Origin of the sequence: Kitasatospora sp. NPDC058218, assembly GCF_042882445.1 — a bacterium.
Lineage (GTDB): Bacteria > Actinomycetota > Actinomycetes > Streptomycetales > Streptomycetaceae > Kitasatospora.
Map to the genome: position 1 here is coordinate 131,250 of NZ_JBHVWC010000003.1, position 18,066 is coordinate 149,315.

Below are 18,066 nucleotides of genomic sequence, written 5' to 3' on the forward strand. Positions count from 1 at the left end.
ACAAGGGAGAAGACGATGACCGACCTCCAGCAGACCGACGTCCAGGGGGCCGACCTCCAGGGGACCGACGTCCCGCAGCTCGACCTCCGGCAGCTCGCCGAGCGCTACCTCGCCGTCTGGAACGAGACCGACCCGGCCGCCCGCCGCAAGCTGGTCGACGAGGCGTGGGCCGAGGACGGCAGCTACACCGACCCGCTGGCCGCCGTCACCGGCCGGGAGGGCGTCGACGCCCTGATCGGCGCGGCCCAGGCGCAGTTCCCCGGTCTGGAGTTCACCCTCGGTCCGGTGGACGCGCACCACGACATCGCCCGGTTCACCTGGAACCTCGGGCCGGCCGGCGGGGAGGCCCTGGTGGTCGGGTTCGACGTGCTGGTCGCCGGCCCGGACGGCCGGATCGCCTCGGTGTACGGCTTCCTGGACCGCGTCCCGGGCGCCTGAGCCGCCGGCCGCCCGGCAGGGGCGGGCCGCCCCGCCCGCCCCTGCGAACCGTTCCCTCCCCGAACAGCTCCCCCTCCCCGAGCAGCTCCCGACTCCCCGACCCGCCTCCCGACTCCGCCGAGGAGAGCCCGAGATGAGCCCGAGATGAGCACCGCCCTGCACACCCGCCCGGTCACGGCGAAGGCCACCGAGCCCTCCCCCCGGGGCCTGCTGCCGGTCGTCCTGACCGCCACCTTCATGACCGCCCTCGACGTCTTCGTGGTCAACGTCGCCGTCCCGTCCGTCCAGGCCGACCTGGGGGCCGGCCCGGCCGCCGTCCAGTGGGTGATCGCCGGTTTCGCCCTGGCGCTGGCCACCGGGCTGATCACCGCCGGCCGGCTGGGCGACCGCTACGGGCGGCGCCGGGTGTTCGCCCTCGGCCTGGCCCTGTTCACGCTCGCCTCGGCCGGCTGCGGCCTGGCCCCGACGGCCGCCGCCCTGGTCGGTGCCCGGGTCGCGCAGGGCCTGGCGGCGGCGCTGATGGGCCCGCAGGTGCTGGCCATCCTGCGCACCGCGTTCAGCGGCGCGGCGCAGGCCCGGGCGTTCGCGATGTACGGGCTGACGATGGGCGTCGGCGCGGTGTTCGGCCAGCTGATCGGCGGTGCGCTGATCCGCGCGGACCTCTTCGGCCTGGACTGGCGCAGCTGCTTCCTGCTCAACCTGCCGGTCGGCCTGGCCGCGCTGGCACTGGTCCGCCGCTGCCTGCCGGAGTCCCGCGCCCCGCACCGCCCCGGCCTGGACCCGGTGGGCGTCCTGCTGATCACCCTCGCGCTGACCGGCCTGGTGCTGCCGCTGATCCAGGGCCGTGAGGCGGGCTGGCCGCTCTGGACCTGGCTCTGCCTGGGCGGCGCCGTCGCCCTGCTGGCCGGCTTCGCCGTCCACCAGCACCGCCACACCGGCACACCACTGGTCGACACCGCTCTCTTCCGGGACAGGGCCTTCGCCGCCGGTCTGCTCGCCCAGCTCGCCTTCTGGCTCGGCCAGGCGTCGTTCTTCCTGGTGCTCGCCCTGCACCTGCAGCAGGGCCGCGGCCTGGACGCGCTCGGCGCCGGCCTGGTCTTCACCGCGATCGGCGCCGGCTACCTGCTCACCTCGACCACGGCGCACCGCGTCGCCGCCCGTCTCGGCCGCCGGGCGATCGCGCTCGGCGGGCTGCTGATGGCCGCCGGGCTCGGCCTGCTCGGCCTCGCCGTCCACGCCGGCGGGACGACCGGCAGCGTCTGGTGGCTGACCCCGGGCCTGTTCGTGGACGGTCTCGGGATGGGTCTGGTGATCGCCCCGGTGACCACCGTCGTGCTGGCCTCGGTCGAGCCCCGGCTGGCGGGTTCGGCGGCGGGGGTGCTGGCCACCGTCCAGCAGGTCGCCGGGGCGCTCGGGATCGCGCTGATCGGCATCGTCCACTACGGCGCCGGGGACCCGGCCACCGCCTTCGGGCGCAGCGTGGCGGTGCTGGCGGTGCTGGAGTTGCTGTTGGTGGGCCTGGTGCGGTTGCTGCCCCGCCGGACGGCCTGAGCGCGGGCACGGAACGGGCGGGTGGGCCGGTACTGGCCCACCCGCCCGTTCCGTTCACTCCCTCCGATCGGGTTGGATGGGTGGATGAGCGAGGAGAAGAGCGCCGTACCGGCGTGGGAGCAGCGGTTCAGGGCGGCCCGGGTTTCCCTTCCGGACTGGGCGGAGGACGCCCCCGACCGGGCGCTGTACGTGTCCAACGCCACCGGTACCTACGAGGTGTACGCCTGGGACCGCGCCACCGACACCCACCGGCAGGTGACCGACCGGCCGAACGGCACCACCGACGCGGAGCTGTCGCCCGACGGCACGTGGGTCTGGTGGTTCGACGACAACGACGGCGACGAGTTCGGGATCTGGCGCCGCCAGCCGTTCGCGGGCCGCCCGAACGGCCCCGACCCCGATGAGGAGGCCGTGCCCGGCCTGGCCGCCTCCTACTCGGCGGGCCTCGCCCTCGGCCGGGACGGCACGGTGGTGGTCGGCCGCTCCACCGACGAGCACGGCACCACCCTGCACCTGCGCCGCCCGGGCGCGGCCGAGGCGGTGGAGATCTACCGGCACGAGGAGTACGGCGGCGTCGGCGACCTCAGCTACGACAGTGCCCTGCTCGCCGTCGACCACACCGAGCACGGCGACGCGATGCACTCGGCGATCCGGGTCGTCCGGCTCGCCGACGGCGCGACCGTCGCCGAGCTGGACGAGGTCACCGGCCGGGCGGAGCCGCGCGGCGTCGCCTGCCTGGGCTTCGCGCCGGTCGACGGCGACACCCGGCTGCTGGTCGCCCACCAGCGCACCGGCCGTTGGGAGCCGATGATCTGGGACGTGGCCACCGGGGCCGAGACCGCGCTGCCGCTCCGCGACGAGCAGGGCCGCGAGCTGCCCGGCGACGTCTCCGCGCAGTGGCGCCCCGGCGCCCGCGCGCTGCTGGTCGAGCACGAGTACGAGGCGCGCAGCGAGCTGTTCTCGTACGCCCTCGACACCGGGGTGCTGACCCGGCTGGAGACCCCGCGCGGCACCGTCGGCGGTGCGACCGCCCGCCCGGACGGCACGGTGGAGTTCCTCTGGTCCTCCGCCGCCGAGCCGTCCGCCGTCCGCTCCACCGCCGGCACGGTCGTCCTGCGGGCGCCGGGCGCGGTGCCGCCGGGCTCGGTGCCGGTCGAGGACGTCTGGGTGGACGGCCCCTGCGGCCGGGTGCACGCGCTGGTCCAGCGCCCGGCCGGGGACGGCCCGTTCCCGACCGTCTTCGACGTCCACGGCGGGCCGACCCACCACGACAGCGACTCCTTCGCCGCCGGCCCCGCCGCCTGGCTGGACCACGGCTTCGCGGTGGTCCGGGTCAACTACCGCGGCTCCACCGGCTACGGCCAGGCCTGGACGGACGCGCTGCGCGAGCGGGTCGGGCTGATCGAGCTGGAGGACATCGCCGCGGTCCGCGCGTGGGCGGTGGCGAGCGGGCTCGCCGACCCGGAGCGGCTGGTGCTCACCGGCGGCTCCTGGGGCGGCTACCTCACCCTGCTCGGCCTCGGCGTGCAGCCGGAGAACTGGACCCTCGGCGTCGCCGCCGTCCCGGTCGCCGACTACCTGACGGCGTACGACGACGAGATGGAGGCGCTGAAGTCGCTGGACCGCACGCTCTTCGGCGGCACGCCGACCGAGGTGCCCGAGCGCTGGACCGCCTCCTCGCCGCTGACCTACGTGGAGCAGGTGCGGGTGCCGGTCTACATCAGCGCCGGGGTGAACGACCCGCGCTGCCCGATCCGGCAGATCGAGAACTACGTGGAGCGCCTGGAGCGACTGGGCAGGCCGCACGAGGTCTACCGGTACGACGCCGGGCACGGCTCGCTGGTGGTGGAGGAGCGGATCAAGCAGCTGCGGCTGGAGATCGACTTCGTCCGGCGGCACCTGGGGGAGGGTCCCGTCCGGCAGGACCGGGCCGCCCGGAGCGGCGGGGGGACCGGGTGAGACGTCTGCTGACGATCATGGGGGTGGGGGTGGCCGGAGCACTCGTGCTCACCGGCTGCTCGGGTCAGGACAGCAGCGACGCGGCCTGCCCGCCGCCCCTGTCGCCGTCCACGCAGCCGACGGCCACGGCCACGGCGAGCCCGACAGCGGCGGGAAGCCCGGCCGTCCGGGCTGCCTTCCGCTCCGCCGGGACGGCAGGGATCACGGAATTCGCGGAATCGGTGGAGTTCGCGGAGGCCGGTGACGGGGCGGTCCTGTTCGCCGCCTCCAAATCGTCCAAGTCGTCCGGGTCCAAGGGGTCGAAGGGCTCCAAGGGCGGGCGCACCACACGCCACCACACCGACAACTACGACTCGGACGACGACAGCGGCAGCAGCCGTTGCACCAACCCGCCGCCGACGGTCTCCCCGTCCTCGTCCCCGTCCGGTACGCCCCGCCCGGCCCCGACGACGACCGCTCCGGCGGTGCCCACGGCGCCCGCGCCGCCGTCCAAGCCGGCCGTCCCGTCGGCGAAGCCGTCGCGCTGAGCCCCCCGAGGGGCTACTCCAGGACCGGGTCCAACCCGAGGGCCCGGTCCTGCTCGGCCTCCGCCTCGCGACGCACCAGGCGGAACCACATGAAGACGACGAAGCCGCCGAAGACGAACCACTCCAGGGTGTACCCGAGGTTCTGGAACGCGCGCAGGGTGAGGCCGTTCCCGCCCTGCGGCTGCACCGTCGGCACCGGGGTCAGCCCGGTCGGCACGCTGTCCGCGGACACCCAGCCGTCGTACCAGCCGTCGTAGGACAGCTTGTTGAGGAGCGCGGCCCTGTTGATCGTGCCGAGCTGGCCGGCCGGCAGCCCGCCGGCCACCGCACCGCCGCTGCCGCTGGTCTCGCCCGCCTGCAACCGCCCGGCCACCGTGACCTCGCCGGCCGGCGGCAGCGCGGCGGCGGACGCGCCCTCCGTGGGCGTGCCCGGCGCCCAGCCGCGGACGACGGCGACGGTGCGGCCGCCGTCCGTGCGCAGCGGGGTGAGGACGTAGTAGCCCTGCTTGCCGTCCAACTCCCGGTTGGGGACGAGCAGCTGGTGCTCCTGGTCGAAGGTCCCGGACACCGTCACGGCCCGGCCGACGGTGTCGGTGGTGACCTGCGGCCGGTCGGGGCCGAGCAGGTCGCCGAGCGGCGCGATCGCGCCCGCGTCGTTCACCGACCTGCTGATCTCCTGGTGCGAGGAGACCTTGTCCTCGAACCGGCCGAGCTGCCAGGAGCCGAGCCAGACGCACACCGCCACGGCCGCAACGGCCAGCGCGGTGCCGCTCAGCCAGCGCGGAGTGAGGAGGAACCGGTACACACCCCCCACGGTAACCACTCCTCACACCTCTCCCGACCACAGGGGCCCCCGCCACACCCTCCCGGGCCCGCGGCCGGTACTCCCGGTGACGGCCGGCCGGTACTCCCGGCGTCAGTCCGAGGGACCTCCTCGCCGCAGGGCTCAGCCGCCCGACGCGGAGGCGGACGGCGCCGGGGTCTCGGCCGGGGCCGGCGCCATGACGGGCTGCGGCGCCGTGCGGTAGACGGTGCCCGAGCAGGCGCCCGGCAGGACGGCGGAGGCGGCGACCGGGCTGCCCGGCGCCGGGGTGTGCGCGATGGTGACGGTGGCCGGCGGCGCGCTGGGGCCGGCGGTCGGCGTGGCCGAGGGGCTCGGCACCGAGGTCGGGCCCGTCGTCGGCGTGGCGGAGGCCGGGGGCGCCCCGGTCGGCGCCACCGAGGCACCGTCCACCGGGGCGGCGTCTCCTGCACCGGAGCCCGAGGCCGAACCGCCCGGTCCGCCGGACTGCATCGCCAGGGAGGTGCCCGCCGCGGAGCCGCCCGACCCGCTCTGGCCGGCCGTCGCACTGGGCGAGGCCCCGCCGGTGGCCCGGCAGCCGGCGTCCGGCACCCAGCCGAAGTCCACCCGGTACGCGGCCTGGGGGGCCAGGAGCAGCCCGGGGCCGTCGCCGGCGCCCGGTCGCGGGGCGGGCAGGTCGGTCGCCGGATCGCCCGCCGTGTGGTCGGCCACCCGGATCCGGGCGGGGTCCGTCCCGGTGGTCCCGGTGACGGCGACCGAGCCCGGCCCGCCGAGCCGGCAGGTGCGTGCGGAGGTGTTGACCACCGTGAAGTACCCGTTGATCCGCCCGTCACCGTCGGCCGCGCCGACCCTGGACGCCCCCTGCCCGAGATCACCCCGGAGGCAGAGCGGGACGGGCGCGCCGTCGCCGCCGCCGGTGCTGGACGCCGCGACCGGGGCGGACGGTACCCCGGCGGCGTTGGCGCTGCTGGCCCCCGGGTGGGGCGGGGTGCTCACCGAGCCGGACGGGCTGCCGGTGCCGGCGGTGCCGCTCGCGTCGGGTTGCGGCGGCCGGTTCGAGCCCACGACGTCGCCGCCGGCCGTGCTGCCCTCGGCGGTGACCGAGGGCGTGGCGCCGTGCGCGCCGGGTGTGCCGGGGCCGCCGGAGAGCCCGAGGTGGTCGCTGTCGTGCAGGGCCGGCAGGGCGATCGCCACCGCGACCGCCAGGGCGGCGGCGCCCGTCCAGGCGCCGCGCCGGGCGGCTCGCCGCCGGGGCACCGCGTGGCGGATCCGGTGCAGACCGGCGGGGTCGGGCTGCACCTCGGCCACGGCGCGCTGCAGCAGCACCCGGACCAGCTGCTCATCGGTGTTCAAGCCGTCGCTGCTCAGCCCGTCGGTGTTCAAGCCGTCGGTGTTCGACCCGTCCGCGTTCGACCTGCCCGCGTTCGGTCTGTCGAGGCTCGCCCCGTCGGTGCTCGGCCGGCCGCAGCGGGCCCGGTCGCCCGTACCCCCCGCACCGATCCGGTCGTCAGCCATGCCCGGCCTCCATCTGGACCCGCAGCGCGGCGATCCCTCGCGAGCCGTACGCCTTCACCGAGCCGAGCGAGATCCCCAGGGTCTCCGCGACCTGCGCCTCCGTCATGTCCACGAAGTAACGGAGCACCAGAACCTCCCGCTGACGGCGTTGCAGACCCCGTAGCGCGGCCTTCAACTGGTCGCGCTCCAGCGCATCGTAGGCTCCTTCTTCTGCACTGGCCATGTCAGGCATCGGCTTCGGCAGCAGCCGCAGGCCGAGGATCCGCCGCCGCAGCGTGGAGCGGGACAGGTTGACCACGGTCTGCCGCAGGTAGGCGAGCGTCTTCTCCGGCTCGCGCACCCGGCGGCGTGCCGAGTGCACCCGGATGAACGCCTCCTGGACCACGTCCTCGCAGGTCGAGAGGTCGTCGAGGAGCAGCGCCGCCAGCCGCAGCAGGGAGCGGTAGTGGGCTTGATAGGTCTCGGTGAGCAGATCCTCGCTGGTACCCGCGCCGGTACCGGCGCCGGAGTCCGCCGCGCCGGGTGCGACCGCCGTCATCTGGCTGTCTTCCGGCCTATCCGCAGGCCGCTGGGCGCGCGGCGAGAACGTCACCGCGGCCGCTGCCGAGATGCCCGCCCCTGCCCCCACCATCACGTTCGCCACGCCCGTTGGACACTCGATCCCCTGTCATGGTTGCCCCAGCCCGAGGAACATTCTCCCGTACGGGTGGCGGCCCGCTCCAGAGGATTCCGGCGGATTGGGCAAGTGAGCCCCGAAGGAGCGCAGAAGGCGCACGGAATCTCACGACGTCTCACGGTTCTCACCGTTCTCGCGGCCCGTGGGGCGCACCTGAGAACCCGTTCAATGACTCACGGGCTCAAGGACTCAAGGCCCGCAAGGGCTCACGCTGGCCCCACGACGCGTCAGGCGAACAGCTCGCGCGCCACCAGCTCGGCGATCTGCACGGCATTGAGCGCCGCGCCCTTGCGCAGGTTGTCGCCGCAGAGGAAGAGGTCCAGCGCCGTCGGGTCGTCCAGCGCCCGGCGCACCCGCCCGACCCAGACCGGGTCGGTGCCGACCACGTCGTTCGGGGTGGGGAACTCCCCCGCCGCCGGGTCGTCGTACAGCACCACGCCGGGGGCGTCGCGGAGGATCTGCTGGGCGTGCTCCTGGGTGACCTCGCGCTCGAAGACCGCGTGCACGGCCAGCGCGTGGGTGCGCACCACGGGGATGCGGACGCAGGTCGCGGAGACCCGCAGGGCCGGCAGGCCGAGGATCTTGCGCGACTCGTTGCGGAGCTTCAGCTCCTCGGACGACCAGCCGCCGTCCATCAGCGAGCCCGCCCACGGCACCGCGTTGAGCGCCAGCGGGGCGGCGAACGGGCCGTTGTCGGCGATCACCGCACGCAGGTCGCCGGTCTGCTCGCCGACCTCGGTACCGGCCACCAGCGCGACCTGCGCGCGCAGCGCGTCCACACCGGCGCGGCCCTCGCCGGAGGCCGCCTGGTAGGAGGCGACCACCAGTTCGCTGAGCCCGTACTCGGCGTGCAGCGCGCCGATCGCGGCGATCATCGCCAGCGTGGAGCAGTTGGGGCCGGCCACGATGCCGCGCGGACGCATCCGGACCGCCGCCGCGTTGACCTCGGGGACGACCAGCGGGACGTCCTCGTCCATCCGGAACGCACCGGAGTTGTCGACCACCACGATGCCCTTGGCGGCCACGATCGGCGCCCACCGGGCGGAGACCTCGTCGGGCACGTCGAACAGCGCGACGTCGATCCCGTCGAAGGCCTCCTCGGTGAGCGGCAGCACCTCGACGGGCTCCCCGCGCACGGTCAGCTTGCGGCCGGCCGAGCGCGGGGAGGCGACGAGGCGCACCTCGCCCCAGATGTCCTGACGGAGGGAGAGCAGGCCGAGCAGCACCTCGCCGACCGCGCCGGTGGCGCCGACGACGGCGAGGTTCGGCCGCCGGGTCATCGCCCGGTGCCTCCGTAGACGACCGCCTCGTCCGACTCGCTGTCCAGCCCGAAGGCGCTGTGGACGGCGCGCACGGCCTCGTTGACGTCGTCGGCCCGGGTGACGACCGAGATGCGGATCTCCGAGGTGGAGATCAGCTCGATGTTGACGCCGGCCTCGGAGAGCGCCTCGAAGAAGGTCGCGGTGACCCCCGGGTTGGAGCGCATGCCGGCGCCGACCAGGGAGATCTTGCCGATCGCGTCGTCGTAGCGCAGCGACTCGTAGCCGATGCCCTCCTTGACCCGGCCGAGCGCGTCGATGGCCTTCTGGCCCTCGGTCTTCGGCAGCGTGAAGGAGATGTCGGTGAGCCCCGTCGCCGCGGCGGAGACGTTCTGCACCACCATGTCGATGTTGACCTCGGCGTCGGCGATGGCGCGGAAGATGCGCGCCGCCTCGCCCGGCTTGTCCGGCACGCCGACGACCGTGACCTTGGCCTCGGAAGTGTCGTGGGCGACTCCGGAGATGATGGCCTGCTCCATCTCGCCCCCTTCGGGCTGGTTCGGGTTGTCGTTGCTGACGATCGTCCCGGGAAGACCCGAGAAGGACGAGCGTACGTGAATCGGGATGTTGTAGCGCCGCGCGTACTCCACACAGCGGTCGAGCAGGACCTTGGAGCCGGACGAAGCCAGCTCCAGCATGTCCTCGTAGGCGATCCAGTCGATCTTGCGGGCCTTCTTCACCACGCGCGGGTCGGCGGTGAACACGCCGTCCACGTCGGTGTAGATCTCGCAGACCTCGGCCTTGAGGGCCGCCGCGAGGGCGACGGCGGTGGTGTCCGAGCCGCCGCGACCGAGCGTGGTGATGTCCTTGCCGGTCTGCGAGACACCCTGGAAGCCGGCCACGATCGCGATGTTGCCCTCGTCCAGGGCGGTGCGGATGCGGCCCGGCGTCACGTCGATGATGCGCGCCTTGTTGTGGACGGAGTCGGTGATGACACCGGCCTGGCTGCCCGTGAAGGACTGGGCCTCGTGACCCAGGGATTTGATCGCCATGGCCAGCAGCGCCATGGAGATGCGCTCTCCAGCGGTCAGCAGCATGTCGAACTCACGGCCGGCAGGGATGGGTGACACCTGCTCCGCGAGTTCGATGAGCTCGTCCGTCGTGTCGCCCATCGCGGACACCACGACGACGACCTCATGGCCGGCCTTCTTGGCGTCAACGATTCGACGGGCCACGCGCTTGATGCCCTCGGCATCCGCAACGGATGAGCCGCCGTACTTCTGCACGACAAGGCCCACGTGCGCTCCTCGACTTGTGTCGTTTCCGGGGGCTCTGGGCCCCCGCACCCCCGGGTGGCGGGGGTTGTGCGGTCCGCGCCAGTCTACCGAGCGGGGGTGCCGCGACCGTCGCTTTCCATATGATGAGACGCCCGTTTCAGCAGGTGGGCGGCGGTTCCGTGGCCGCGACCGGCAGGTCTGCGGGGTATCCGGCGCGGCCCCGAAGAATCGGCGGACGAACGGACGGCGGCCCCGGGGTTTTCCCTCGCTCCGAAATCCCTGAGGCGTCCGTCACAGTCCGCTCCCGGCTCCGGGGCGCCCGTCACCGTCCCAGCGGTCCAGGCGTCCCACCGGCCCAGGCGGCCCAGCGGCCCAGCGGCCCGGCCGTCCTAGCGGCCCAGGCCCAGCTCGGCCGCCATCAGGTCGCCGGCCTGCTGCTCCAGCTGCTCGTCGGTGAGCCCGTCGTCGTCGGTGTCGGCACCGTCCGGCACGGCCCCGATCGGGCTGTCCAGCCGGACGTGGGCGATCAGCGACTGCAGCGCCCGGAGCACCGCCGAGCAGGTCGTGCCCCAGTTGGAGAGGTACGAGAACTGCCACCACCAGAGCGCCTCGCTGACCCGCCCGTCGCGGTAGTGGGTGAGGCCGTGCTGGAGCTCGCTGACCACGCCGGCCAGGTCGTCCGAGATCCGGAAGGCGTTCGGCTTCTCCGGCGGCCCGTACGGGTCGAAGACCTCGTGGTAGACGTCGATCGGCGCGAGCAGCTCGGCCAGCCGCTCCCGCAACTGCTCGCTGTCCGGCTCCGGCCCGGTGTCGGGCTCGAAGCGGTCCTCGGGGACGACGTCCTCGATCGCGCCGAGCCGGCCGCCGGCCAGCAGCAGCTGCGAGACCTCCAGGAGGAGCAACGAGACGGCGCTGCCCGGCTCGTCACCCTTGGCGACCTCGGTGACGGCGAGCACGAAGCTCTCCACCGAGTCCGCGATCTGCACCGCGAAGTCGTCCGGCTCCGAGCCGTGGGCATGGATGTGCGGGGCGGGCCGGTCCTGCTGCGGGCCCGCCTGGTGGGGCGGGTGGGGCTGCTGGTTGATCGTCCGGTCAGACATCGAGCAGTCGTCTCCCTTCGAAGGCGCGGCCGAGGGTGACCTCGTCCGCGTACTCCAGATCCCCGCCGACGGGCAGACCGCTCGCCAGCCGGGTCACCTTCAGGCCCATCGGCTTGCAGAGCCGGGCCAGATAGGTGGCGGTCGCCTCCCCCTCCAGGTTGGGGTCGGTGGCCAGGATCAGCTCGGTGACCGTGCCGTCCGCGAGGCGCGCCAGCAGCTCGCGGATCCGCAGGTCGTCCGGGCCGACGCCCTCGATCGGGCTGATCGCGCCGCCCAGCACGTGGTACCGGCCGCGGAACTCGCGGGTGCGCTCGATCGCGACGACGTCCTTGGACTCCTCGACCACGCAGATCACCGCGAGGTCGCGGCGCGGGTCGAGGCAGACGCGGCACTGCTCGGCCTCCGCGACATTGCCGCAGACGGCGCAGAACCGGACCTTGTCCTTGACCTCCAGCAGCGAGTGCGCCAGCCGGCGGACGTCGGTGGGGTCGGCCTGCAGGATGTGGAAGGCGATCCGCTGCGCGCTCTTGGGCCCGACGCCGGGCAGCCTGCCCAGTTCGTCGATCAGGTCCTGAACCACGCCCTCGTACACGTCGCGCCTTCCCTCAGGGGTCTGTGGTGCACCGGTTTCCCGATGTCCCGGTGCCATCATCCAACGAATCGGGCGCCGGGCACACCGCCCGACGCCCTACTCCCGCATAAATCACACAGGTCTGTTATCCGAACTTCAGACCTTCATGACTTCGGACTTTCCGCCCTGCAACCGCCCTGCATCCGCCCTGCTCCGGAGAACCGGGCAGGTCAGAACGGCAGACCGGGGATGCCGCCGCCGCCCAGGCCCTGGGTCAGCGGGCCCATCCGCTCGGCCTGCAGCTTCTGCGCCGCCTGGTTCGCGTCCCGGACGGCCGCGAGGATCAGGTCGGCCAGGGTCTCGGTGTCCTCCGGGTCGACGGCCGCCGGAGCGATGGCCAGGGCCACCAGCTCACCGGCGCCGGTCACGGTGGCCTCGACCAGGCCACCGCCCGCCGAACCGTTCACCTTCGTCTCGGCCAGCTCCTGCTGCGCCTGGGCGAGGTCCTGCTGCATCTTCTGCGCCTGCTTGAGCAGCTGCTGCATGTTGGGCTGGCCACCACCGGGGAACACGGCTCACTCCTTGCGTTCTGCGTCCGTCGTGCTTCGTATCGTCCTGATCCGCGTGCTTCGCCCGCGCCACCGGCCGTGCTCGGCCCTGTGGTGCGTACGCCGCCGCGTCGTCGTACCGAGCCTACGTGCCACCGGAACCGGCCGTTCGTCCAGCCGCCGCGCGGTCGCCGTTCGGGCGCCGACCCGCCGCCGACCCGCCGCCGCGCGGCTACCGCTCGGCCGCCGCCCAGTTGCCGCTCAGTTGCCGCCGTGCCGGATCTCCTCCAGCACCGTCGCGCCCAGCTCGCGGATGATCAACTCCTGGCCGGAGAACGTCTCCTCCTTGAGTTCGGGGTCGTCCTCCTCCGGGATGTCGTCCTCCAGCGCGACCGACTGCGCCGGTCGCCCGGCCGGCGCCGCCGGTTGGGCCTGCACCGGCGGAGGCACCGGCGCGGCCGGCATCGCCGGGGGCGCGGCCATGGGCGCGGGCGCCGGTACGGGCGCCGGTGCAGCTGCCTGTGCGGGCGGCGCGGACGCCACCGGACGCGCCGGTGGCGCGCCCCAACCGCCGGTGGAGACGCCGGAGCCGCTGGGGCTGCTGCCGCCGGTGTTGCCCCCGCCGGTGCCGCCGGAGCCGCCCGACGGGTCGACGATGCACTCGATCCGCCAGTCCACGCCCAGCGCGTCCGCCAGCGCCTGGCGCAGCACGTCGTCGCTGTTGCTGCTGACGAAGCTGTCCCGGGCACCCGCGTTGATGAACGACACCTGGAGCACGCTGCCGTCGAACCCGGCCACCTGGCCGTTCTGGCTGAGCAGGATCCAGGTGAAGCGGCGACGGTTCTTCACCGCCTCCAGGATCTGCGGCCACATCTGCCGGACCTGCCCGGCCCCCTGCTGTGCGGCGCCCGACGGCTGCGCCCCGCCCGGTGCGGCGGCCGGGGCGGGGGCGGCGGGAGCCGGGGCGGCTACCGGGGCCACCTGGAGGGGCGCGGCTGCCTGCTGCACGGGCGGCGCCGCCACCGGCGCGGGCGCACCCCCGCCCGGGGAGAAGCTGCGCGGGATCGGCCACGCGCCCGGCGCCGGCCCGGCCGGCGCCGCGGGGGCGGGCGCGGGGGCCTGGACCGGGGGCGCCTGCACCGGAGCCACCTGCACCGGCTCCGTCGGCGCTGCGGCTGCCTGCATCGGGGCCGTCTGCATCGGAGGTGCCTGTACCGGAGCCGCCTGCATCGGAGGTGCCTGCATCGGGGCGGCGAACCCACCGGAGGCCGCCCGGCGCTCCAGCTTGTCCAGCCGCGCCTGCAACGACAGCTCGTCGCTGTACGCACCCGGCAGCATCACCCGGGCACAGATCAGCTCCAGTTGCAGCCGGGGCGCCGCGTTCCCGCGCATCTCGGTCAGCCCGGTGTTGACGATGTCCGCCGCCCGGCTGAGTTCGGCCGCCCCGAACGCGTCCGCCTGCGCCTGCATCACCGCGACCCGGTCCGCCGGGGCGTCGATCAGCCCCTTCTCCCCGGCGTCCGGCACCGTGGCCAGGATCACCAGGTCCCGCAGCCGCTCCAGCAGGTCCGTCACGAACCGGCGCGGGTCGTGCCCGCCCTCAACCACCCGGTCGATCACCTGGAACACCGTCGCCCCGTCCTGCACGGCGAAGGCGTCCACCACCTCGTCCAGCAGCGCGGAGTCCGTGTACCCGAGCAGCGCGGTCGCCATCTGGTACGTCACCCCGCCCTCGGTGGCGCCGGCGAGCAGCTGGTCCATCACCGACATCGAGTCGCGCACCGACCCGGCGCCGGCCCGGACCACCAGCGGGAAGACGGAGTCCTCGACCTGGATCTGCTCCCGGCCGCAGACCTCGGCCAGGTAGTCGCGCAGCGTGCCGGGCGGCACCAGCCGGAACGGGTAGTGGTGCGTGCGGGAGCGGATCGTCCCGATCACCTTCTCCGGCTCCGTGGTCGCGAAGATGAACTTGAGGTGCTCCGGCGGCTCCTCCACCACCTTCAGCAGCGCGTTGAAGCCGGCCGAGGTCACCATGTGCGCCTCGTCGAGGATGAAGATCTTGTACCTGCTGTGCACCGGTGCGAAGAACGCCCGCTCCCGCAGCTCACGGGCATCGTCGACACCACCGTGCGAGGCGGCGTCGATCTCGATCACGTCGATCGAACCGGGGCCGCCCGTCGCCAGGTCCCGACAGGACTGGCACTCACCGCACGGGGTCGGCGTCGGCCCCTGCTCGCAGTTCAGGCAGCGGGCCAGGATGCGCGCGCTCGTCGTCTTCCCGCAGCCGCGCGGGCCGCTGAACAGGTAGGCGTGGTTGACCCTGTTGTTGCGCAGGGCCTGCTGGAGCGGAGCGGTCACGTGCTCCTGCCCGATGACCTCGGCGAAAGTCTCGGGGCGATAGCGGCGGTACAGGGCTAGGGACACACCACCGACGATATCGGGACGAGCCGACAAACGCGTCGCCCCTCGACCGGGCCCCATCCGGCCCCGGGAACGCAAAGACCCCCCGCGCACCCGCCAGAGCCCTCCTACCCTTGCTGCCTTCCGGCCCTGGGGGGGTTCAGAGAGATAACGCCACACGAGGGGCTGAGCCCCACAGTACCGGATCCCCGGCCCCCACCTCCACCACCCCGCCCTCTCCACCCCGCTCCGCGATCCGCAGGCCACACCCCTGGACCACCCTCGACATACGTGGTCGCAACCACCCCCGAACATGTACTAAGCTCTCCCACGGAGGATTCGCCTAGAGGCCTAGGGCGCACGCTTGGAAAGCGTGTTGGGAGCAATCCCTCACGAGTTCGAATCTCGTATCCTCCGCACCCGCCCGCCAGGGCAAACGTAAGGCCCCGACCGCAGTGCGGTCGGGGCCTTCGTCGTTCCGTGGTTGCAGATTCGGTTCAGGTCACCCGATCAGGCACTGTCATCAGCATCGATCAGGAGCCGCTGGGCGGCATCGCGGTGTTGCCGCGAGCCGGCGGAGCCCAGAGCGAACTTCTGGCCGAGGTCACTCGAACCTCTGGTTCCGAAGGGCACCCGACACCTCACGTGCTGGGCGATACGGGGCTGTTGGTCTGCGGGGACCGATACCCGGCGGGCGCCGGCTGCGGGATGCGGGTACCGATGGCGACGGTGGGTAGTTGAGGCAGGCTGACGTGGACCTCCAGGCCCCCGTCGGGGTTCGGACGGGCGGTGACGGTCCCGGCATGGACCTGGGCGATGGAGCGGACGATGGACAGGCCCAGTCCGGCGCCCTGGGTGGAGCCGGTGCGAGCGGTGACGCCTCGCCGGAAGGGCTCGAACAGCTCGGGGAGGGTGTCCGCGGGCACGTAGGGTCCGCTGTTGTGGACGACCAGTCCACCGTGCGGGGATGTGCGGATCTGCAGCGCGCCGCCGCGGTGGTTGTGCCGGATCGCGTTCTGGACCAGGTTGGTCACGAGGTGGGTGAGCAGGACCGGGTCGCCCAGGACGCTGACCGGGTGCAGGTCCAGGTCGACCGTGACGCCGGAGGCGGTCGCGACGGACTCATGTTGGCGGGCCACCTCGGCGGCCACTTCGTCCAGCGCGACCGGTTCGCGGTGGGTGAGCCCTTGTTCGCCCTGGGCGAGGAGCAGCAGTCCGTCGATGAGGCGTTCGGCACGGCGGTTGGCGTCGAGGAGCTGCTGCCTGACCGTGTTGAGGCTGTCGGGTGAGGGGGAGGTGTCGGCGAGACCGATCTGGATGGCGGCGCGTTGGATGGTCAGGGGGGTGCGTAGTTCGTGGGAGGCGTTGGCGATGAAGCGCCGCTGACTGGAGAAGGCGTTGTGCAGCCGGTCAAGGAGGTCGTCGAAGGTGTCGGCGAGTTCCTTGAACTCGTCGCGGGGGCCGGTGAGGGCGATCCGTTCGTGCAGGTTCTCCCAGGACAGCCGCCGGGCGGTCGTGGTGATCGCGTGGACCGGTCGCAGGACGTGCCCGGCCATCCACCAGCCCAGCAGCATAGCGAGGAGCACCAGCAGGGCGAGTGCGATGCCGGAGACGGTCATTAGCTCCTGCAGCATTTCGTGCCTGTATCGCGCGATGGCGTCGGTCACCGCCCCCGGCACGATGTTCGGCGGCTGCACGGCCGAATGCTGCCATTGCCCGGGCAGCGAGGGGAGCGGTCCGACGACGGGGGGTCGGGAGCCGAGCGGTGTGCCCGCTTCGGTTCCGACGGACACGGTCCTAGCAGTGGCCGTGCGCTGCTGGAACCACAGGTAGATGACGGTGATCAGTAGCGTGCCGGCGAGGAAGAACAGTCCGCCGTACAGGGCGGTCAGGCGGACCCGTACGGTCGGCAGCAGGCGGCGTACCTTCCTGGGGTGGTCGGCCTGGACGGGCGGGTGGACGGGGTCGGGGTGCACGGGCGCCGCCTTCATATCCGGTAGCCGATGCCAGGCAGGGTCTCGATCATCGGGGGCTGTCCGAGTTTGCTGCGGAGCCTGGAGAGGGTGACACGGACGGCGTTGGTGAACGGGTCGGCGTTCTCGTCCCAGGCGCGTTCCAGCAGCTCCTCCGTGCTGACCGCCGCCCCCCTGGCCCGCAGCAGCACTTCGAGGACGGCGAACTCCTTGCGGGACAACGCCAGATAGCGGCCGTTCCGGTGGACCTGGCGGTTCGCGGCGTCGAGCACGAGGCCGCCCTTTTCCAGGATGGGCGGCAGTGCGGTCTGGGTGCGGCGGCCGAGCGCCTGGACTCGGGCGACCAGTTCGTCGTATTCGAAGGGCTTGGGCAGGTAGTCGTCGGCGCCCAGCCGCAGTCCTTGGACCCGGTCGGCCACCGTGCCGGCTGCGGTGAGCATGAGGATGCGGGTGCGGGCGCCTCTCCCGGTCAGCTCCCGGCAGATCTGGTCACCATGGACGCCGGGCAGGTCGCGGTCCAGCACGAGCACGTCGTAGTCGTTGACCGCCAGCCGCTGCTGGGCGCTGGGGCCGTCGTAGGCGATATCGACGGCCATCGCGTACGCGCGCAGACCCGCTGCCACCAGGTCGGCGAGCACGTGCTCGTCCTCGGCCACCAGTACGCGCATCGCTCGTTCCCTTCTTCCTGTCCGCGGGTCGCCGCCGGGCATATATCGGGCGCCGGCTTTCCCCTGCGCCAAGTGGTATCGCGTCGAATGTTTCTGCGGCATAACAGAAAACTGGAACGCCCATGAAATGCCGAGCCGCGTATTCCTTGGTGCCGAGGGCCGAATCCGGCCCTGGGACGAAGGGTACGAGAAGATGAAGATCAGCAGACTGATCCGGCCTGCTCCCACGCTGCGCACGCCTTCCAGGCTCCGGCGGGGGCTGGCCGGTGTGGGGATGGGAGTGGCGGCACTGGTGCTGGCCGGCTGCGGCGGCGGCCAGCACGGCGGCCCGAAGGTGGCCAGCCTCGGCAACGGCTCGCAAGCCGGGAGTTCGGCGAGTCCGTCTCCGGGGGCGGCGAAACCCGAGGACGCACAGTTGCAGTTCGCCCGCTGCATGCGCGACAAGGGCGTGGACGTGCCGGACCCGCAGGCGGGCGGTTCCGTCAGGCTCGGCGGTCCGGGCCAGGACCCGACCAAGGTGCAGGCGGCCCTGCAGGAGTGCCAGCACTTCCTCAGCGCCGGCGGTTCGAGCATGAACGACCCGAAGCGCAAGGACATGCTCACCAAGGTGGCCCAGTGCATGCGCGAGCACGGCGTGAACATGCAGGACCCGGACGGAAGCGGTCTGCGCGTCGAAGGAGATGTGGACCCGCAGACGATGGACGCGGCGAACAAGGCGTGCCAGTCGGTCATCATGTCGACGCCGGCCGGCTCTGCGCCCGGGAGCGGTGCGGGATGATCCACCGACAAGAGCAGGATGACG

At 73.1% G+C, this 18,066-nt stretch carries 16 protein-coding genes, 1 tRNA gene and 1 other RNA gene; 6 read left to right on the top strand and 12 right to left on the bottom strand.

The features are described 5' to 3' along the window. Nucleotides 1-15 precede the first annotated feature (15 nt). The 4 genes from ACFVYI_RS02700 to ACFVYI_RS02715 all read left to right on the top strand — a co-directional run bounded on the left by ACFVYI_RS02700 (nucleotide 16) and on the right by ACFVYI_RS02715 (nucleotide 4,475). Nucleotides 16-438, top strand: coding sequence for a nuclear transport factor 2 family protein (locus ACFVYI_RS02700; protein ID WP_387880775.1), 423 nt, complete (start codon nucleotides 16-18; stop codon nucleotides 436-438). 144 nt (nucleotides 439-582) lie between these two features. Beyond that, the gene (locus tag ACFVYI_RS02705; protein ID WP_387880778.1) at nucleotides 583-1,989 is read left to right on the top strand and encodes an MFS transporter; all 1,407 of its coding nucleotides are present in this window, start codon (nucleotides 583-585) and stop codon (nucleotides 1,987-1,989) included. An 84-nt stretch (nucleotides 1,990-2,073) separates the two neighbouring features. Continuing rightward, complete coding sequence (locus tag ACFVYI_RS02710; RefSeq protein WP_387880780.1) at nucleotides 2,074-3,948, top strand: S9 family peptidase; 1,875 nt, start codon at nucleotides 2,074-2,076, stop codon at nucleotides 3,946-3,948. Further along, complete coding sequence (locus ACFVYI_RS02715) at nucleotides 3,945-4,475, top strand: hypothetical protein (protein ID WP_387880782.1); 531 nt, start codon at nucleotides 3,945-3,947, stop codon at nucleotides 4,473-4,475. The genes ACFVYI_RS02710 and ACFVYI_RS02715 overlap by 4 nt, the downstream gene beginning before the upstream one ends. A 13-nt stretch (nucleotides 4,476-4,488) precedes the next feature. On the opposite strand, the gene ACFVYI_RS02720 is transcribed toward ACFVYI_RS02715, so the two are convergent. From ACFVYI_RS02720 to ffs, 10 genes are all read right to left on the bottom strand, one after another. Further along, nucleotides 4,489-5,280, bottom strand: coding sequence for an SURF1 family protein (locus tag ACFVYI_RS02720; RefSeq protein ID WP_387880785.1), 792 nt, complete (start codon nucleotides 5,278-5,280; stop codon nucleotides 4,489-4,491). Between the two features lie 141 nt (nucleotides 5,281-5,421). Then, entirely contained in the window at nucleotides 5,422-6,792 is a 1,371-nt protein-coding gene (locus tag ACFVYI_RS02725; RefSeq protein ID WP_387880787.1) for a hypothetical protein, read from the bottom strand. Further along, nucleotides 6,785-7,330 carry a SigE family RNA polymerase sigma factor gene (locus ACFVYI_RS02730; protein WP_387880790.1) on the bottom strand — a complete coding sequence of 182 codons (546 nt, stop codon included), beginning with the start codon at nucleotides 7,328-7,330 and terminating at the stop codon, nucleotides 6,785-6,787. Before ACFVYI_RS02730 ends, ACFVYI_RS02725 begins: the two co-directional genes overlap by 8 nt. A 365-nt stretch (nucleotides 7,331-7,695) precedes the next feature. Further along, the gene (locus tag ACFVYI_RS02735) at nucleotides 7,696-8,748 is read right to left on the bottom strand and encodes an aspartate-semialdehyde dehydrogenase (RefSeq protein ID WP_387880793.1); all 1,053 of its coding nucleotides are present in this window, start codon (nucleotides 8,746-8,748) and stop codon (nucleotides 7,696-7,698) included. Next, nucleotides 8,745-10,025 carry an aspartate kinase gene (locus ACFVYI_RS02740; RefSeq protein WP_387880796.1) on the bottom strand — a complete coding sequence of 427 codons (1,281 nt, stop codon included), beginning with the start codon at nucleotides 10,023-10,025 and terminating at the stop codon, nucleotides 8,745-8,747. Before ACFVYI_RS02740 ends, ACFVYI_RS02735 begins: the two co-directional genes overlap by 4 nt. A gap of 368 nt (nucleotides 10,026-10,393) precedes the next feature. After that, entirely contained in the window at nucleotides 10,394-11,104 is a 711-nt protein-coding gene (locus ACFVYI_RS02745) for a DUF5063 domain-containing protein (protein ID WP_387880798.1), read from the bottom strand. After that, on the bottom strand, nucleotides 11,097-11,696 hold the full coding sequence (gene recR / locus ACFVYI_RS02750; protein WP_360637435.1) for a recombination mediator RecR: 600 nt from the start codon (nucleotides 11,694-11,696) through the stop codon (nucleotides 11,097-11,099). Before recR ends, ACFVYI_RS02745 begins: the two co-directional genes overlap by 8 nt. A gap of 209 nt (nucleotides 11,697-11,905) precedes the next feature. After that, nucleotides 11,906-12,247, bottom strand: a complete 342-nt coding sequence (locus tag ACFVYI_RS02755) for a YbaB/EbfC family nucleoid-associated protein (protein WP_329488611.1) — start codon at nucleotides 12,245-12,247, stop codon at nucleotides 11,906-11,908. 237 nt (nucleotides 12,248-12,484) lie between these two features. Beyond that, complete coding sequence (locus ACFVYI_RS02760; protein ID WP_387880801.1) at nucleotides 12,485-14,647, bottom strand: DNA polymerase III subunit gamma and tau; 2,163 nt, start codon at nucleotides 14,645-14,647, stop codon at nucleotides 12,485-12,487. Between the two features lie 73 nt (nucleotides 14,648-14,720). Next, an RNA gene (gene ffs / locus ACFVYI_RS02765) (signal recognition particle sRNA small type) lies at nucleotides 14,721-14,811 on the bottom strand. A gap of 144 nt (nucleotides 14,812-14,955) precedes the next feature. On the opposite strand from ffs, the gene ACFVYI_RS02770 reads away from it, so the two are divergent. Then, nucleotides 14,956-15,040: transfer RNA gene (locus tag ACFVYI_RS02770), tRNA-Ser, on the top strand. 224 nt (nucleotides 15,041-15,264) lie between these two features. On the opposite strand, the gene ACFVYI_RS02775 is transcribed toward ACFVYI_RS02770, so the two are convergent. Next, on the bottom strand, nucleotides 15,265-16,614 hold the full coding sequence (locus ACFVYI_RS02775; protein ID WP_387880804.1) for a sensor histidine kinase: 1,350 nt from the start codon (nucleotides 16,612-16,614) through the stop codon (nucleotides 15,265-15,267). Next, entirely contained in the window at nucleotides 16,611-17,264 is a 654-nt protein-coding gene (locus tag ACFVYI_RS02780; protein ID WP_327251142.1) for a response regulator transcription factor, read from the bottom strand. Before ACFVYI_RS02780 ends, ACFVYI_RS02775 begins: the two co-directional genes overlap by 4 nt. Nucleotides 17,265-17,457: 193 nt before the next feature. Between ACFVYI_RS02780 and ACFVYI_RS02785 the strand changes: the two genes are divergently transcribed. Continuing rightward, nucleotides 17,458-18,042: a hypothetical protein gene (locus tag ACFVYI_RS02785; RefSeq protein ID WP_387880805.1), complete on the top strand. Its 585-nt coding sequence runs from the start codon at nucleotides 17,458-17,460 to the stop codon at nucleotides 18,040-18,042. Nucleotides 18,043-18,066 lie beyond the last annotated feature (24 nt).

Coding starts and splice junctions, on each gene's coding strand:
- ACFVYI_RS02725 (WP_387880787.1), bottom strand. CDS start 6,792: ATGGCTGACGACCGGATCGGTGCGGGGGGTACGGGCGACCGGGCCCGC.
- ACFVYI_RS02710 (WP_387880780.1), top strand. CDS start 2,074: ATGAGCGAGGAGAAGAGCGCCGTACCGGCGTGGGAGCAGCGGTTCAGG.
- ACFVYI_RS02780 (WP_327251142.1), bottom strand. CDS start 17,264: ATGCGCGTACTGGTGGCCGAGGACGAGCACGTGCTCGCCGACCTGGTG.
- ACFVYI_RS02735 (WP_387880793.1), bottom strand. CDS start 8,748: ATGACCCGGCGGCCGAACCTCGCCGTCGTCGGCGCCACCGGCGCGGTC.
- ACFVYI_RS02705 (WP_387880778.1), top strand. CDS start 583: ATGAGCACCGCCCTGCACACCCGCCCGGTCACGGCGAAGGCCACCGAG.
- ACFVYI_RS02745 (WP_387880798.1), bottom strand. CDS start 11,104: ATGTCTGACCGGACGATCAACCAGCAGCCCCACCCGCCCCACCAGGCG.
- ACFVYI_RS02700 (WP_387880775.1), top strand. CDS start 16: ATGACCGACCTCCAGCAGACCGACGTCCAGGGGGCCGACCTCCAGGGG.
- ACFVYI_RS02730 (WP_387880790.1), bottom strand. CDS start 7,330: ATGACGGCGGTCGCACCCGGCGCGGCGGACTCCGGCGCCGGTACCGGC.
- ACFVYI_RS02775 (WP_387880804.1), bottom strand. CDS start 16,614: ATGAAGGCGGCGCCCGTGCACCCCGACCCCGTCCACCCGCCCGTCCAG.
- ACFVYI_RS02785 (WP_387880805.1), top strand. CDS start 17,458: ATGAAGATCAGCAGACTGATCCGGCCTGCTCCCACGCTGCGCACGCCT.